This window comes from Desulfosarcina widdelii (assembly GCF_009688965.1).
Classification (GTDB): Bacteria; Desulfobacterota; Desulfobacteria; order Desulfobacterales; family Desulfosarcinaceae; genus Desulfosarcina; species Desulfosarcina widdelii.
The window spans coordinates 3,215,481-3,230,730 of sequence record NZ_AP021875.1; the positions used below are offsets into that span (position 1 = coordinate 3,215,481).

Below are 15,250 nucleotides of genomic sequence, written 5' to 3' on the forward strand. Positions count from 1 at the left end.
TACTCCACAACGACGAGAGACGAAGCGTAACGAATATATCGGGCTTCTCACGAAGCCGTGTTAGTATCGTGCCCATCCAGAAATAGGAAAATTTGGTCGAGATCGAGGCGCACGAAAAATTTTACCGCAGGCATATGGTTGATATTTCGAGGATGAAATTTCTCGCGCAACAAAGATATAGGGCAAATTGGCCATTTATGGATGGGCACTAGTATCGCTTCTGATAAATCTCCTTTAACGTCATGGATTTGATCTGATCCACGAACGCCACCAGATTGGAGATCATCAGTTCCCACATTTTCTCCCCTTTTTCCACCGTCGCCCGGGTGGGGTCGCCCATGACGCCGCTGGCCGAAATCTTGTGGGTGTGGGCATACCAGGCCACCCCCCGTTTGGAAGTAAAGTCCAGATAGCGGCTGGTGAACTCGGGCACCTCCATCTGCAGGCGGTCCATGCGCACCAGCTCCGGCCGAATCGCCAGGCTGGTGCTGGTCTCGATCTCGCCGGCGTGGACGTCGTTGGGCGTCTCGATCAGGCCGTCCACGTCCACATCGCTGGTTTCTCCAGTGTCCACGCAGACGAAGATGCGGGCATCCTGGTTGATGCGCTGGGCAGCGAAGTTCAACGACGGCGCGTTGCCGCCGTGTCCGTTGATAATGACCAGCTTTTGAATGCCGTTTTTGGCCAAACTGATGCCGACATCGTAAACCAGGTTGGCCAGGGTTTCGTTGTTGATGCTGATGGTGCCCTTGAAGGCCTCGTGGTGGTAAGAGACGCCGTAGGCGATCAGGGGCAGCACCAAGGGTTTGGGCTCGCTGCACCCGTCGGCAACCTTTCTTGCCAGGTATTCGGCGTCGAAGGCGTCCGTGTCCAGCGGCAGGTGGGGACCATGCTGCTCGACGGCCCCTACCGGAAGCAGGGCCGTATCCACGATGTCAAGGCGCGCGGCGGCATCCGGCCAGCAAAGTTCTCCCCAGTAAAAGGTGGCCGGCGGAGCGGCCGTCTTTTCCTGCTCGCCGGCATCCGTTTTGGATTCGAAGCGGTAGGCTGCCTGCATGCCGGCATGGGAGAACACTTCCACCGGCTGCCATTTCGTCCCCTGCCTTTCCACCGCCCCATCGGCATACTCGAGGCAGATGCGGTACAGATCGGCCCGCAAATCTTCGGGAATGCCGTCGATGGGCGATACCTGGGCATCGAAGCGCAGCTTCAAGATCTCCGGATAGGGCTTGGCGGTTGCAGCGATCTCTTCCGGCACCGATACCCGATCGCTTCGGGCCAGCAGGTAGAAAAGCTGGCCGGCCTCGGCCGTGGCCTGGGTGTAGGCCCCTTTCTCGAACAGCGCTTTCAGGCATTGGGTCGTCTGGTCCGCGGTGTAGCCGCAGCGGGAGGGATCTTCTCCCATGGCGAGAAGCATCCCCACGATGCGGCGGCACTTCTCGCATTTACCGCAGGGCCGGATGCGCTCGTCCGCCTTGTGGGCGGCGTGGCAGGAGGTCTGATGCTCCTGAAGGTGCGGATAGCGCTTGGCCAGGATTTTTTCGATGAGCAGTTCGGACAAGGGACGCAGCACCGAAAACTGGGTAAGCGCCCATCCCTTGCGCTGAAAATAGCGGGACAGCACCGCATCGAACCAGATGCTCTGGTCGAACAGGCCGTCGTAGTGGCGGATGCCCCGGGTGGTGACCCGCCGGGAAGTATCAAACTCGTCGCCGATAATCAGGCGCCCGATGCCCCGTTTGCGCACCAGCGGCAGGACGCCGAAGAGAAATACCGCCACCGTCCAGAGACGGATCGGATACTCGTCGGCGCGTACGCCGGCAAAATCGCTGCGGATGAAAGGCATGCGACGCAGCATCCAGGAAAAAAAGCGGTCCGCATTGATCCAGACCCGCGCCGTGTTGGGGACGTTGTCCCGAAAATGGCGATAGGCGTTGAGAGCCGTAAACCAGTGCCGCCCCGATTCGTTCACGAAAATGGAATGCACGTCTTTCCCGACCTCGTACAGCAGCCCGAAGCTCAGCAGGCTGTCCTTGCCGCCGCTGGAAAGGACACAGTAGCGTCCGGGATCGGTTTTCCAGGAAGCCAGATGGTTGTGCCGCGCCCGGTCGGGAAAGACCAGCCTGGCCCGCAGGAAGGCCTTGGGTTTCACCGCCGGCAGGCCGACCGCATCCCCGATCAGAAAGGGGTTGGGTTCCAGGAATTTTTTGACATAGATTTCACGGGCGGTGTTCTCGGCCATCTCCCTGAGAAATCGACGATCCGTTTTGTCAAACAGACCGTAAAGGACGATCTCCCGGCAGAACAGCCCGTAATTGAGGGCCACCTGGGCCGCGATCATGGCGGCCAGGTTGTGGGATTCGGGCGAGCGGGGATCGAACACCTTCTCCTCGTAGGTGCAGATCAGCTCGGTCTGCTCCACCTTCTCACCGATGATCAGGCGATAGGGAGCCACCAGGCGCCGGCCTTCCAGTTTTACCGGACCCATTTCCAGGCGGTCGAACACCTGCAGCACGTCCGGCAGTTCGGTCTCTTGGTTTTGTTCGCGGATGTCTGTGGCGCTCATGCTTCGGATTTCTCTTCAAAGTTGTCGGTAGACGCCGCAGGCTGCCGGTTTTTCAGATGGGGCACCAGCAAATCCATTAAAGCATCGGCCCGGTCCCGCAGCACGTCGAAGGCCGGCAGCCCGGCCACGGTGTGGATGGCCTCGCAGACCGCCGGAATCCGGTCGGCGTCCAAGTTCTCATGGTTCACGGTAACGGCCACCACGGGCTTGCCCGAAAGAATCTCGACGGCTTCGATCTGTCGGGACAGCGGCTGGATGGGATATCCGGGAAAGCCGTCGTAGTCTTTTCTGGCCGGGGCATGCTGCAGGAGCACCAGGTCCGGACGTCCGGCTGCCAGGATCTCGAACCCGCCCGGATAGGCAGGGTTCATCAGGCTGCCCTGCCCTTCGATGATGATGACATCGGGATGCTGCTCGTTCCAGGCGGACCAAACGGCATGCTCGATCTCCCCGGAGACGAAGTCGTTGACCAGCGAATCCATGATCATGCTGTAGCGGGCGCCCTGCATCCAGGCGGTCTGCCCGGTGCCGATCATTTCGGCCTTGTAGCCCAACCGTTCGAAGGCCTGCACCAAAAGCCAGGCCGTGGTGCGCTTGCCCACGGCCGAGTCGGTGCCCAGCACGGCGATCTTCAGGGCCGCTACCGATTCGATCTTTCCCGAAAAGAAATGCAGTTGGCTGCGGTCGGGCGGTTTGCGGATGTCCCGCAGGATAACCCCGTTTCGCTCGGCGTGCATCGCGATCTCCTCATCCTCGGAGAGAAAATCGTGCAGGCCGCAATCCACGTTGAGTTTGTGGCCGATGGCCGCGATCACGTCCCGACGGGCCTGGCTGCCCAGGCGCCCTCCGTCGGGAGCGATGCCGATCACCAGATGGGTGGCCGGTGTGCCGGCCTGGCGGCCCAGCGTCAGGGCGTCCTCGATGGACGCGGTAACGGGGATGCCGTTGGCCTTTCCGTCGATCACTTCGCCGGCATCCTGCCCGGCATAACGCGAGTCCACCACGGCAAGGACGCGGTACCGCCGGGTAAAGCGGACCAGGCCGTGGGCGGTTTTGCCGTTTAAGGTGTTGTAGGCGCCTTCACAGTAGACAATGGCATTTGCTTCGGGTGTCATGATTTCCTCCCGGTCAGAACAACCACGTAACGGTCGTTGGGCAAAGGTTCGATTTTGTGGCGTTCGATCAGCGCGATCAAACCGGCCGTGGAAGCCGGCAGCACGTCCAGTCCCTCTTTTTCGCGGATCAGGCGAGAGTAGCTGCGCATGTTTTTATCGGAGGCATCGCCGGCCCACCCGTTGGTCTCCCGCAAGGCCCGCAGGGCGATGTTGCCGTCGATGGCATGCCAGTTGATCAGCGGTTCGTTCACCCGGGTCTCCCGGATTTTCTCCGGCACCAGATCTTCACAGGTGGGCCGGTTCTTCAAGGCCGCCTGGATGATGGGATTCTTCTTGAACGAAGAGCCGGCCACCATGCGCGGCATGCGCGACGTCTTGCCGCGTCGGTAGAGGCTGGCAAAGCCTTTGAACACGCCAGCGAAGGTGGTGCCGTTGGACACCGGAACGGCCACTGCCGCGGGCGCATCGCCCAATTCGTCGTAAATTTCATAGGAAATGCCACCGTAAGCGCCGAGCTGCATGGTCGTGTTGCCGCCACCGGGATTGGCATCGTACCATTCCTCCTGCTCGGCCCGCCGGCTCGACGCGATTACCGCCCCTTCGTAGTCTCCCTCCACCCGGACGATTTGGGCCCCCAGGGCCTCCATCTCCCCGATGCGCCGGGTGTGATAGTTGCCCGGAATAAAAATCACACAGCGAATGCCGGCCAGCGAAGCGGCCAGGGCCTGGGCCACGCCGAAGTTGCCGCAGGTGGCCACCGTGATGGCGTCGAACCCGCGCCGCAGGGCATCCATGGCCTGGGCGAATGCCACCCTGTCCTTCTGGGTACCGGTGGGATTGCCCCCTTCGAACTTCAGGAAAATCTGGCGCAGACCGGTCTCCCGTTCGATGTTGCGGGCCCGAATGAAGGCCGTGTCGCCCACTTCGGAGTCGATGATATCTTCGTAGGCTTCCAGGCGCTCCTCGATGGGTTTGGAGAGATCGGCACTGATCTTCCGCTGTGGGTTGACATCCTGCTGGATCTGCTGAAGCGCGCCGGAAGCGCCGTCCAACAACTCGAAGGGCTGGGTGAACTGGTTGTTTTCTGTGGGCATGGTTTCTATGGCCTCCTATCTAAAAACGACGCGTTATGCGCTGTTCACCAAACGGAGTGGGCGATAGCAATATTTGTGACAAACGCGGAACTTGAATTCTTTTTTTTGAATATCAGGGCCGACACCTCGATAAAATCCGGCACCCACACACCGTTTTTAACGGTGAAGCGTCACGGCATCCGGTCAATACCAGCCCGACTGGTTGCCATTGGCCTGTCTTCAGCTCCGTGTACAAATTTTTCGATTTTTCAGGAAATCGATTGAAATTTTACTTTCCGAAAGCGGAACTCTCCATGGAAAACGGAACCTTCAGTTCCGATTGGGGAAATATCGTACCCGTCGGTGCCGAAATTGTTTTATTGGCAACCATAACAGATTGTTAGCGACTTTTTAGTGGATAGAAAGGAGCTATTTCAGGAATCGGACCGACACCCGGCACACATTAAATTTGGGTACAGATTCTTATAAAAATGTAAATATATCTTTACAAATTAATTAATTATACACTTGGCCCGAACATTGCTCAACACGGATTGCCTGACAATCGGAAACATCGCAGGCAATTCTCTTAAAAAGCCTAACAAAGGAGAGGACCAATGGAAAGAAGGAAAATTAACGTCGTTGCGGGGTTGATCGTCATGGTTATGCTGCTCATCCTGCCCCTTGCTGCGGTGGCCGGATCCACCACCATCGAGGGTGAAGTCAACGACAGCTATCAAATTGTAGCCAGCGACGGCCAGGTGTACGAGGTGACCGACACCACTGAGGGCAACGATCTGGTTGAGAATCACATCGGAGAAAAAGTCAAAGTGACCGGAACCGTCGAGCAGGACGGTGACGTAAAGGTCATTACCATCACCACGTTCCAGGTCATAGCCGAATAAACTGTGGGGGACCCGGACAGATCTGTCCGGGTCCCTGCACGCGATCCGGAGCGTCCATGAAGAAACCAATCATAGCATCCACCCGGACTCTTGTCGGGGTGATCACACCCTTTGCGTGGGATGAGAACGACCGGGTCACCGAAGTCTCCCTGTCGGCCACCGACGATGAGGAGTACATCATCGAAAACGGCCAACGTTTTCTGGAACTGGTTCAAAAACCGATCCGGGCGACCGGTATCATTAAAAGCGGTAAAAAATTTCACCGGGCGATCAATATTAAAAAATTCGAGATGCTGGAGCACACCTACATGGCAAAATAGCCTGCCGGATCGCCGATAGCATTGACTCCCAGGCAGGCGCCGCACAGATAACAGCCCGGCATGTTAACGAATTTTCACTTCAAATCGAACAGGTTATCATGAAAGAGGAAGATCTCGAATATTTTCGTCAGTTGCTCGAAACCGAGTTGGCGTTTCTGCTGGACAAGGCGGGAACGACCGTCCTGGAATTGCTGGAAACTTCCTCGGACGGCGAACCGGACCCGCTGGACCGGGCCACCATCGACGATTCCCGCAGCGGGATCTATCGGATCCGAAGCCGGGAGAGTCGTTTAATCAAAAAGATACGGTCGCGCCTGGCGGCCATCGAAGACGGCACCTACGGCATCTGCGAAGATTGCGAGGAACCTATCTCCATCAAGCGACTGAAAGCCCGGCCGGTGACCAGCTATTGCATCGCCTGCAAAAGTCGCCGTGAAGCCTATGAGAAAGCCTTGGGGTAGACGCACCGAAGTTCTTTGTTCAAAGCGTCTTCATCCTGAATTATAGCGTTTGCGAAAAAACCCGAATCCAATGGCCAAACGGTACCGGCATTCCCACTGCCCACCCATAGGAAAGGGCTCACAACCCATGGCCGGCATGTCTAACAGAATCGTTGCCTACGACCATGCACGCGCCTTGGCCGTTGTCGGCATGATTTTCGTAAACACCTATAAAATCATGGACATCAACCGCTTCAAGCCCTGGTGGTTGGACACCCTCGTCCGTTTGGCTACCGGTCGGGCGGCCGTGCTTTTCGTCATGCTTGCCGGAGCGGGCATTGTGCTGGCCTATGACCGGGCTTCCGACAACGAAAAACCGTTGGTCCGGAAGCGCATGATCGCTCGTGCGTCATGGCTATGGCTATCTGGCATGCTGCTGACGATGGTTTGGAATGCGGACATTTTGCATTTCTACACGGCTTATATCCTGTTCGGTGTCCTACTGCTGGACCGTTGCACCGCCCGATTGAAAAAACTCCTTGCGATCATGGCAACCGTTTCCATGATCGTTTGCGCCCTGGTCACTTACGATTTTGAGGGGGGACAGATTCTGGAAGAGGTTTTCGACTCCGGGCTGTCGAGCCTTGTCGTCGATTATTTATTCTTCAGTACTTTTTACCCGGTTTTCCCCTGGTTCTGCTTCTTTTTATTGGGCATGCTGATCGGGCGTTTGGAGCGGTCTCCGAATCGATTGCGGTTTCGCTTCATTTTTGCCGCAAGCAGTGTTTGCTTCGTCGGCATCGAACTTTTTTCCGCACTGCTAAATGCCGAAACCATTGCCGGGCGGTGGGTGGATATCGAGCTACCCTTGTGGCGGGCGTTCAGCCTGTCGGAAGCCTTTCCTGCCGGTCCGCTGTTCGTTTTCTCCGCCGGCGCCTCTGGTCTGGCGGTGATTTCGCTTTTGCGGTACCTGCCGGAACGAAAACCGCTCTGGGGGGCTTTTACGCCACTGGCCGCCTTCGGTCGTCTCTCTTTGACGTTTTACATCGCCCACATCCTCATCGGCCACGTCTTCCGCCGATGGATTGGAAACCCGCACGCCATTGTCTCCAACGGCCAGGCGATTTTCTTTTCAACGGGTTTTATCCTTGCCGGCATGGTGTTCGCCATTGTCTGGACGCGGCATTTCAAGCGCGGCCCCCTGGAAATGGTATTGGATGCGCTGTCGCGTCTGTTCCTGAAAAGCCGGGACGCATCGCTGCGGCACCCGCCTGAAGCATTGTCGGGTGGATGAAAAAAGGAACTGTCGGTTCCGGTTTATCCGAAAGCGGAATCGAGCATTCTCATTTTGGGTCCGGAACCGCTGCGACATTCAAGGATTTCGCCACCACCCTTCTTTTCCGATCCCAACCCGTCGACTTCTCACTTTAGACTTGTTTTTACCCCACTGATGTGACAAATCCCGGACAAGTTGCCGGTAAAAATCGACCTGGGGTCTGCCCAATGGCCGGGCAATTCCCGGAAGCACGGCCAATTATATAATTTTACTGTCGATTCATGAACACCATTCTTCTATTTACGCAAAACCTGCATACACGCGATACCATCCGAAGCGCCGTGGCTTCTAACAGCCGCGTCCAGGCGGTCTCGGAACCGCACCAATTTTGGGAAAGTCTTCAATCAATCGCCTGCGACTGCCTTTTCATCGACCTGGCCGCACTGGAAAAATTGTCGACCGAAGAAGAAGCACGGGAGCCGCACCCATCGGCCGTGATCGAGCGCATCAAACGGCTGCGCCCCATGATGGGCATTGTCGTGATCGCCGCCAACGCCGACGTTCGCAAGGCCGTGGCCTACATGAAGCACGGCGCCAGCACCTATATCACCGAGCCGGTCGATGTCGACGAGATGCGCCTGGTGCTCGACGAAATTCAGCGCGAATGGCGCCAGCAGTGCGAACTGGCTTACCTGCGTGAGCGCCTGTGGCAGGGAGACACCATCGATCATGTCCAGACCGTCAGTCCTTTGATGAAAAAAGTGACCGAAAACGTAAGGTCCGTCGCCCCGACCAAAGCCACCGTGCTGCTGCTGGGGGAAACTGGAACGGGGAAAAGTTTCACCGCCAAAATGATTCACCGGTACAGCAACCGCAAGGATGGCCCCTTTATCAGCGTTCATTGCGGGGCGATCCCGGACACCTTGATCGAGAGCGAACTTTTCGGGCATGAAAAAGGGGCCTTTACCGGCGCACACCGCCGCAAGTCGGGAAAGTTCGAAATGGCCTCCAGCGGTACGATTTTCCTGGACGAAATCGGCACCGTGACCCCATCGGCGCAGGTCAAGCTGCTGACCGTTCTACAGGAGGGCATCTACCAGCGTGTGGGCGGGGAAACCAATCTGAAGGCCGATGTGCGCGTGATTGCCGCTTCCAACGGCGATCTGAAGCAGATGTGCGTCGATGGGCTCTTCAGAAAAGACCTCTATTACCGGCTCAACGTATTTCCAATCACGATTCCCCAGCTTTTTGAACGCCGGGAGGACATTCCGCTGTTCGTGGACTTTTTCGTTAATAAATTCAACCAATTCAATGCAAAGAATATTCAGGGCGTCCACCCCGACGTCATGCATGCCCTGATGCAGTACGACTGGCCGGGCAACCTCCGGGAACTGGAAAACCTGCTGGAACGTGCCCATATCCTGGAGACGACCGGTCAACTCACCCCGGAAAGCTTTCCGTCGGAACTCTTCGAACGGATGGAGCCGGTGACAGAAATTGCCATCGACACCAGCGAAACCCTGGCCGCCGTAAGGAGCAAAGCGCTGGCCGAGACGGAGCGCCGCTACCTGAAACAACTGCTGTTGCGCAACAACGGCAGGATCAACGCATCGGCAGGCGAGGCCGGCATCAGCACAAGGCAGTTGAACAAGCTGATGCACAAATACCAACTGGAAAAAAACGCCTTTAAAACCAGCGCTTCTCCTACGAAATGATCCGGACTTTCCTTTAGCCTCCCGGCGTAAACGGAATGAAAGGTTCCGATTCGTCTGTTTTTTGCCGGTCCTCTTTTCTTTGGCCCAGATCGGCTCACCGACGGTAGCAACTTACCAACGCCTTGATGGGTTCTCAAAAAGTCGAACTTGGTCCATGGATACCATTCCCGCGCAGGCAGAAATCCATTTTTTCAAATAGTTAGGAATTTCTACCTGCGCGGGAATGACATGGCTGGTGAATTCTTTCGAAAATGTCAAACATGAGTTCACGATTCTTAAAGACGCCGTCAAACTTGGTATGGTTTTTGGTTATCGGTGATATCGGCGCATTTCCCACCGGACGAGTAAAACCGGATGGATGCGGCCCAGGACGAATAACGACGAAAGGATATCCACCAATGAACTGGAAATTCTGGAAAAAAACACCCGACCAAAACGGCGGCACGGCCGCCCACCCCCCCAGATCCGCCAGGCCGAAGGATCTGCCCGAAGTAGTGGGCCGCAAGATGGTCGTCTCCCTGAAGATGGATCCCGATGAGGTTTGGGCGCTCAAATGTGTGAGCCGTCCTTTGGAAGGCCGCAAAAAGCAATACGAATTCAGGATATTCAGCCCCAACAAGGCCATTACTTCCGGTGTTGCCGTCAAGGACTGGTCTTCTCTCGAGGATCGACCCGACCTGATTATGTACAGTGGACAATACAACAAGGAAACCGGCAGCGTCGATTTTTCAGAAAATTCATGATATCCCCTTTATGACAGGGCCCACCGGAATGCTTGCGGCGGGCCCCTCCCCCCGAAAAATCGCAAAAGCCAAATCCGCTATGGAGAGATCACCCGGTCTTCACCGTCAAGCGATTCAACTTTTTTACCCAAGCATCCCTTTTCTTCCCCATTTTCCTTCGATCATATTAAAAAAAAATATCATATCCAGCTGTATAAATTGCGATTTTTTATTTTACTACTCCGCCTTGACAAGGTTCGTTTTTGCCTTAGATTTTCGATATCCAACTGGGCTTATGCTCTCCATTCGATGCCTACATTCGGGATAAAATCCGCACCCGTGCCCTTCTTTTTCAGAAGGTATGTCGCGGGCGACGAAAGGTCTGGTAGGTCCGCTTACAACCCTATTGAATAAAAACAGGAGGAAAAAAATGAAGGTCAAACCGTTGAACGACAGGCTACTGGTGGTGCGTGTCGACGAGGAACAAAAAACCAAGGGCGGCATCATCATTCCGGATACGGCCAAAGAGAAACCCATGGAAGGCAAGGTGGTCGCCGCCGGCCCGGGTAAACGGGACGAAAAAGGCAACCGGGTCCCTCTGGACATCAAGGCCGGCGACCTGGTGCTCTTCTCCAAATATGCGGGCACCGAGATCAAGATCGACGACGTCGAGCACCTCTTCATGCGTGAAGACGACATTCTGGGTGTGATTGAATAGTCAAGGAGGATAATGAAATGGCTGCAAAAATGTTTGTTTACGGGTCCAGCGCCCGCGAGGCAATGCTCAAAGGGGTCAACACCCTGGCCAACGCGGTCAAGGTCACCCTCGGTCCTAAAGGCAACAATGCGGTACTCGAGAAATCATTCGGCTCGCCACTGGTTACCAAGGACGGCGTGACCGTGGCCAAGGAGATCGAACTGACCGATAAATTCGAGAACATGGGCGCCCAGATGGTCAAGGAAGTAGCCAGCAAAACCAGCGATGTGGCCGGGGACGGTACAACCACGGCCACGGTGCTGGCGCAGGCCATCTATGCCGAAGGCCAGAAACTGGTGGCCGCCGGGGCCAATCCCATGTCCGTCAAGCGCGGCATAGACAAGGGAACCGCCGCGGTTGTGGAGGCCCTGAAAAAGATGTCCAAACCCACCAAGGACCGCAAGGAGATCGAGCAGGTCGGCACCATCTCGGCCAATAACGACGAAACCGTCGGCCAGTTGATTTCCGAGGCCATGGAGAAAGTGGGCAAAGAGGGCGTCATCACCGTTGAAGAAGCCAAGAGCATGGATACAACCCTGGATATCGTGGAAGGCATGCAGTTCGACCGAGGTTACCTTTCCCCCTATTTCGTCACCGATGCCGAGAAAATGCTCACCGAACTGGATGAGCCCTATATCCTGCTCAACGAAAAGAAAATATCCAGCATGCAGGACCTGCTGCCTCTGCTGGAATCCACGGCCAAAACGGGCAAGCCTTTGCTGATTATTGCCGAGGACGTGGACGGCGAAGCCCTGGCCACGCTGATCGTCAACAAATTGCGCGGCACTTTGAAGGTGGCGGCCGTCAAGGCACCTGGTTTCGGAGACCGGCGCAAGGCCATGCTCCAGGATATCGCCATCCTCACCGGAGGTCAGGTGGTTTCCGAAGACCTGGGCATCAAACTGGAAAACCTGACCGTCAACGACCTGGGCAAATGCCGGACCGTGAAGATCGACAAGGACAACACCACCATCGTCGACGGCGCCGGCACCAAATCGGCCATCGAGGGCCGCGTCAAGCAGATCCGCGCCCAGATCGAAGAGACGAAATCCGACTATGACCGCGAAAAGCTCCAGGAGCGTCTGGCCAAACTGATCGGGGGCGTGGCCGTGATCAATATCGGCGCGGCCACGGAGACCGAAATGAAAGAGAAAAAGGCCCGCCTGGAAGACGCCCTCAACGCAACCCGTGCGGCCGTTGAAGAGGGCATCGTTCCCGGCGGCGGCGTGGCTCTACTGCGCTGCAGTGACGCCCTCGACAAACTGGATGTCCGCGGAGAAGAGAAAAGCGGTGTGGCCATCCTGAAGCGCGCCCTCCAGGAGCCTCTGCGCCAGATCGTGGGCAATGCCGGCCTGGAAGGTTCGGTGGTGGTCAACAAGGTCCTCGAAGGCAAGGACGACTATGGTTTCAACGCTGCCACGGAAACCTATGAGAACCTGTTGGCTGCCGGCGTTATCGACCCCACCAAGGTGGTGCGCTTCGCCCTGCAGAATGCCTCCTCGGTTACCGGCCTCATGCTGACCACCGAGGCGATGATAGCCGATAAGCCCGAGAAGAAAAAAGGGTCTGCCGCACCGCCCATGGACGACGACATGTATTGATCCACATCGGATTACAGATAAACCGAGCATCCGGTTTAATTAAAAGAGGCCATACCTGCCGACTCCTGTTCAGGCGGGTATGGCCTTTTTTGTTTCACAATCGCGTCTACCGATGGTATTCTTAACCAGAAAGCCGGGAAAAACGATGTCGCCGGTAACCCGATCCATCGAACCTCGATGGCCCGGCGGGAAAGGGTGGCTTTGCCATGCCAATCTCCCCCGAATTGATCCCCAAAATCAAGATGGTCGCCCCCGGCACCGTTCTGCGACGCGCCCTGGATGATATCATCATGGCCGAGTTCGGTGCGCTGATCGTGTTTTTGGACGACATCAGAGAACAGGAGAACATCCTGCAGGGCGGATTTTACATCGGTACCGGCTTTTCACCTGAAAAACTCTACGAACTGGCAAAAATGGACGGCGCCATCATCCTGGATGAGAATGTTAACCGAATCCTGGCAGCCAATGTCCAACTGGCACCCGACCCCACTCTGCCGACCAATGAAACCGGCATGCGCCACCGTGCCGCGGAGCGCATGGCCCGCCAGGCCCAGAAATTCGTGCTGACCATCTCGCGGCGCAGAAAAGTGATCACCCTTTACTACAAGAGCCACAAGCACCAGCTCAGCGAAATCAATGCCCTTATTGCTCGCATCAGCCACACCATCGGCACGGTCGAGCGTTACAAGAACAATCTCGACAAGAAATGCCTGAGAATCGAACGGGATGAATTTCTGGATCAGGTGCAACTGATCCAGGTAACCGACCTTCTCAACGACTGCATCGGAATCATGAACCTGCTCGAAGAAATCGACCCGTATGTCATCGAAACCGGAGGCGAAGGCCGCCTGCTGGTCCTGCGGCTCGACAGCGTGAGAGAAGATGTCGATACCTTGGTGCAGATGCTCGTCAAGGATTACGGACTCAGCTCCTTCTCGGAGGACGAGATCGTACAAATCATCGAGAAGCTGAAATCCATCAAACCGGCCGATCATGAAAAAATTGCCGTGCTTTTAGGCTGGCCTCCAACGGCAGAAACCACACTGCACGATATCGCCGTGCGCCCCCGGGGATACCGCCTGCTCAAGCAGATGGCGAAAATTCCGCCGGGCACGGTGGACAACGTGGTGGAACGGTTCAAGGATCTGGTCCATCTGAGCATGGCCGATGAAGCCAACTTGTTGGAAGTCGAAGGTATCGGCGAGAAAAGAGCCAGGTCGATTATCGATGGGATTCAGCACATGCGCAATCGACTCGTTTATCGGTAGTCATTAATAATACGCGGACAGTCCCGGTATAAACGCTTCGAGATGCCTTATGCCATTCAACGGATCGGGCAACTCAACCGCCCCTTGCCCGTTGAGCAATTCTGCCCTTCCATTCCCAATGAACCGCCCCAACGCCTCGATCTGCTCCCCCTCCAGCCAGATTCCGGGCTGGACCGTCTGCCTTTCAACGACCAGCGTCTTTCCGCTGTCCAAAGCTATTTTTTTGAACGAATGACGGTAGCTGACGCCGTTTCTGAGAACCGCCTGGCTGTAGCCCAACTTGAGCCGGATCGAGGAGAAATCGATCAACGGCCACAGTTCGGCTGCAAAGGAGAGGCTGTCGCGTTTGGCGGAAAGACTGTAGAGCGATGCCGCAACGTCTCGGGATGCAAACGTTCCGGCAACATTGGCGACAGCTTCTTCCGGACCGGCAATGGTCAGTCGGCGGATATGCCCGGTAGGGGTGACGTCTTCGTATTCGGCCTTGATGAGACCGGCGCAGCGTCTCCGGGCCCCGGCCGCCTGGAACTGGTGCTGGTAGGCATGCGAACAGTAGTTGATCGGCAGTTCGATGGAATTCTCCCGGGAATACCGGATCAGTTCCAACGCGGCCAGTTCGGTTTCCAGCACGGTGACTTTAGGGCCGTGAAGAAAGGTGTATCCCCTGGCTGCCAGTTTACCGTAATTGTAGGGAGTACATCGTATCTGGTGAAGGTTGAGATGGCCCACCCCGGCCGATGCCAGGTCTGCGATAATCTTCTTCGTTATCGACAAGTCTTCCGGAATGGCAGGAATCTCTACCGTCACCGTAGGAATCACACCCACGGCACGCTCCAGAGCATCCAGGCGGTAACGGTCGGCGCTGAGGTCGAAACGGATCTCGTTCAGGCCGCCATCGCGCAGCGCAAAGAGCTTTTCCGGGGTCGCCAGAATCCCGTTGGTATACAGCCAGGTGTACACGGGATGGTCAACACGGTTCTTGACAGCCTCCAGGAAAGCGAGCACCCGGTCGAAGCTCAAAAACGGCTCCCCTCCGCTGAAGCTCACCCCCTGGATATTAAACCGGTTGACATAGTCAGCGTAATCCGCCGCTTTTTCGAAAACGAGGGTGTTGGTGACCGGCGGCCCGGAGTCATCCTGAGAGGAGGGGCAGTAAAAACACCGGGCATTGCAGATTCCGTTTACGAAAAGGCAGGACCACGCCCCCTGACCGCAAAGCAGGCACCCGGGTGAAAGTGCATGGGTGAAGAGTTTGGTGCCGGCGCAGGTCCACGTTGCACCGGAAAACCGGGAAATGGATGCAATCAGGGATTCTCTTTCCCGATAGGCATTCGCCGCATCTTCGGGGCGCAACCACTTCATCGAATCGTAAACGTCAGCATACTCCTGCCGGTTGCGGTCTACGTTTTCCCGGTATTTTATCAACCCCACAGGCGCTCTCCTTCCTAAAAAAGCAACGCCTACCACTGCAGGATCGATACCAGACGGAATT

At 56.4% G+C, this 15,250-nt stretch carries 13 protein-coding genes; 9 read left to right on the forward strand and 4 right to left on the reverse strand.

Translation table 11 applies throughout. The features are described from left to right. Nucleotides 1–208 precede the first annotated feature (208 nt). The 3 genes from GN111_RS15060 to GN111_RS15070 are packed head-to-tail and all read right to left on the reverse strand — an operon-like array spanning nucleotide 209 to nucleotide 4,775. Nucleotides 209–2,566, reverse strand: coding sequence for a creatininase family protein (locus GN111_RS15060; protein ID WP_155304534.1), 2,358 nt, complete (start codon nucleotides 2,564–2,566; stop codon nucleotides 209–211). After that, the gene (locus GN111_RS15065; RefSeq protein ID WP_155304535.1) at nucleotides 2,563–3,681 is read right to left on the reverse strand and encodes an N-acetyltransferase DgcN family protein; all 1,119 of its coding nucleotides are present in this window, start codon (nucleotides 3,679–3,681) and stop codon (nucleotides 2,563–2,565) included. The genes GN111_RS15060 and GN111_RS15065 overlap by 4 nt, the downstream gene beginning before the upstream one ends. After that, a complete protein-coding gene (locus GN111_RS15070) occupies nucleotides 3,678–4,775 on the reverse strand; it encodes a pyridoxal-phosphate dependent enzyme (RefSeq protein WP_155304536.1) in 1,098 nt (365 codons plus the stop codon). Before GN111_RS15070 ends, GN111_RS15065 begins: the two co-directional genes overlap by 4 nt. A gap of 596 nt (nucleotides 4,776–5,371) precedes the next feature. On the opposite strand from GN111_RS15070, the gene GN111_RS15075 reads away from it, so the two are divergent. The 9 genes from GN111_RS15075 to disA all read left to right on the forward strand — a co-directional run bounded on the left by GN111_RS15075 (nucleotide 5,372) and on the right by disA (nucleotide 13,758). Then, nucleotides 5,372–5,659 (forward strand): hypothetical protein, encoded by a 288-nt coding sequence (locus tag GN111_RS15075; protein WP_155304537.1) that lies wholly within the window; start codon nucleotides 5,372–5,374, stop codon nucleotides 5,657–5,659. 56 nt (nucleotides 5,660–5,715) lie between these two features. Continuing rightward, nucleotides 5,716–5,979, forward strand: coding sequence for a hypothetical protein (locus tag GN111_RS15080; protein WP_155304538.1), 264 nt, complete (start codon nucleotides 5,716–5,718; stop codon nucleotides 5,977–5,979). Between the two features lie 98 nt (nucleotides 5,980–6,077). Further along, nucleotides 6,078–6,440 (forward strand): TraR/DksA family transcriptional regulator, encoded by a 363-nt coding sequence (locus tag GN111_RS15085; RefSeq protein WP_155304539.1) that lies wholly within the window; start codon nucleotides 6,078–6,080, stop codon nucleotides 6,438–6,440. Between the two features lie 127 nt (nucleotides 6,441–6,567). Then, entirely contained in the window at nucleotides 6,568–7,713 is a 1,146-nt protein-coding gene (locus tag GN111_RS15090) for a DUF418 domain-containing protein (RefSeq protein ID WP_170302313.1), read from the forward strand. A gap of 323 nt (nucleotides 7,714–8,036) precedes the next feature. After that, nucleotides 8,037–9,410 (forward strand): sigma-54-dependent transcriptional regulator, encoded by a 1,374-nt coding sequence (locus GN111_RS15095; protein ID WP_170302314.1) that lies wholly within the window; start codon nucleotides 8,037–8,039, stop codon nucleotides 9,408–9,410. Between the two features lie 398 nt (nucleotides 9,411–9,808). Next, nucleotides 9,809–10,153 (forward strand): hypothetical protein, encoded by a 345-nt coding sequence (locus tag GN111_RS15100; RefSeq protein ID WP_155304542.1) that lies wholly within the window; start codon nucleotides 9,809–9,811, stop codon nucleotides 10,151–10,153. A 409-nt stretch (nucleotides 10,154–10,562) separates the two neighbouring features. Next, a complete protein-coding gene (locus GN111_RS15105; RefSeq protein ID WP_155304543.1) occupies nucleotides 10,563–10,850 on the forward strand; it encodes a co-chaperone GroES in 288 nt (95 codons plus the stop codon). 17 nt (nucleotides 10,851–10,867) lie between these two features. Beyond that, nucleotides 10,868–12,490 (forward strand): chaperonin GroEL, encoded by a 1,623-nt coding sequence (gene groL, locus GN111_RS15110; RefSeq protein WP_155304544.1) that lies wholly within the window; start codon nucleotides 10,868–10,870, stop codon nucleotides 12,488–12,490. A 206-nt stretch (nucleotides 12,491–12,696) separates the two neighbouring features. Beyond that, complete coding sequence (gene disA, locus GN111_RS15115) at nucleotides 12,697–13,758, forward strand: DNA integrity scanning diadenylate cyclase DisA (protein WP_155304545.1); 1,062 nt, start codon at nucleotides 12,697–12,699, stop codon at nucleotides 13,756–13,758. 3 nt (nucleotides 13,759–13,761) lie between these two features. Here the strand turns inward: disA and GN111_RS15120 are convergent, their stop codons facing one another. Continuing rightward, a complete protein-coding gene (locus tag GN111_RS15120; protein WP_231715756.1) occupies nucleotides 13,762–15,189 on the reverse strand; it encodes a radical SAM protein in 1,428 nt (475 codons plus the stop codon). Nucleotides 15,190–15,250 lie beyond the last annotated feature (61 nt).

Bases quoted from the DNA above. Each gene is read 5' to 3' on its own strand.
- GN111_RS15075 (WP_155304537.1), top strand. From the start codon at position 5,372: ATGGAAAGAAGGAAAATTAACGTCGTTGCGGGGTTGATCGTCATGGTT.
- GN111_RS15080 (WP_155304538.1), top strand. From the start codon at position 5,716: ATGAAGAAACCAATCATAGCATCCACCCGGACTCTTGTCGGGGTGATC.
- GN111_RS15070 (WP_155304536.1), bottom strand. From the start codon at position 4,775: ATGCCCACAGAAAACAACCAGTTCACCCAGCCCTTCGAGTTGTTGGAC.
- GN111_RS15105 (WP_155304543.1), top strand. From the start codon at position 10,563: ATGAAGGTCAAACCGTTGAACGACAGGCTACTGGTGGTGCGTGTCGAC.
- GN111_RS15085 (WP_155304539.1), top strand. From the start codon at position 6,078: ATGAAAGAGGAAGATCTCGAATATTTTCGTCAGTTGCTCGAAACCGAG.
- GN111_RS15065 (WP_155304535.1), bottom strand. From the start codon at position 3,681: ATGACACCCGAAGCAAATGCCATTGTCTACTGTGAAGGCGCCTACAAC.
- groL (WP_155304544.1), top strand. From the start codon at position 10,868: ATGGCTGCAAAAATGTTTGTTTACGGGTCCAGCGCCCGCGAGGCAATG.
- GN111_RS15090 (WP_170302313.1), top strand. From the start codon at position 6,568: ATGGCCGGCATGTCTAACAGAATCGTTGCCTACGACCATGCACGCGCC.
- GN111_RS15100 (WP_155304542.1), top strand. From the start codon at position 9,809: ATGAACTGGAAATTCTGGAAAAAAACACCCGACCAAAACGGCGGCACG.
- GN111_RS15060 (WP_155304534.1), bottom strand. From the start codon at position 2,566: ATGAGCGCCACAGACATCCGCGAACAAAACCAAGAGACCGAACTGCCG.
- disA (WP_155304545.1), top strand. From the start codon at position 12,697: ATGCCAATCTCCCCCGAATTGATCCCCAAAATCAAGATGGTCGCCCCC.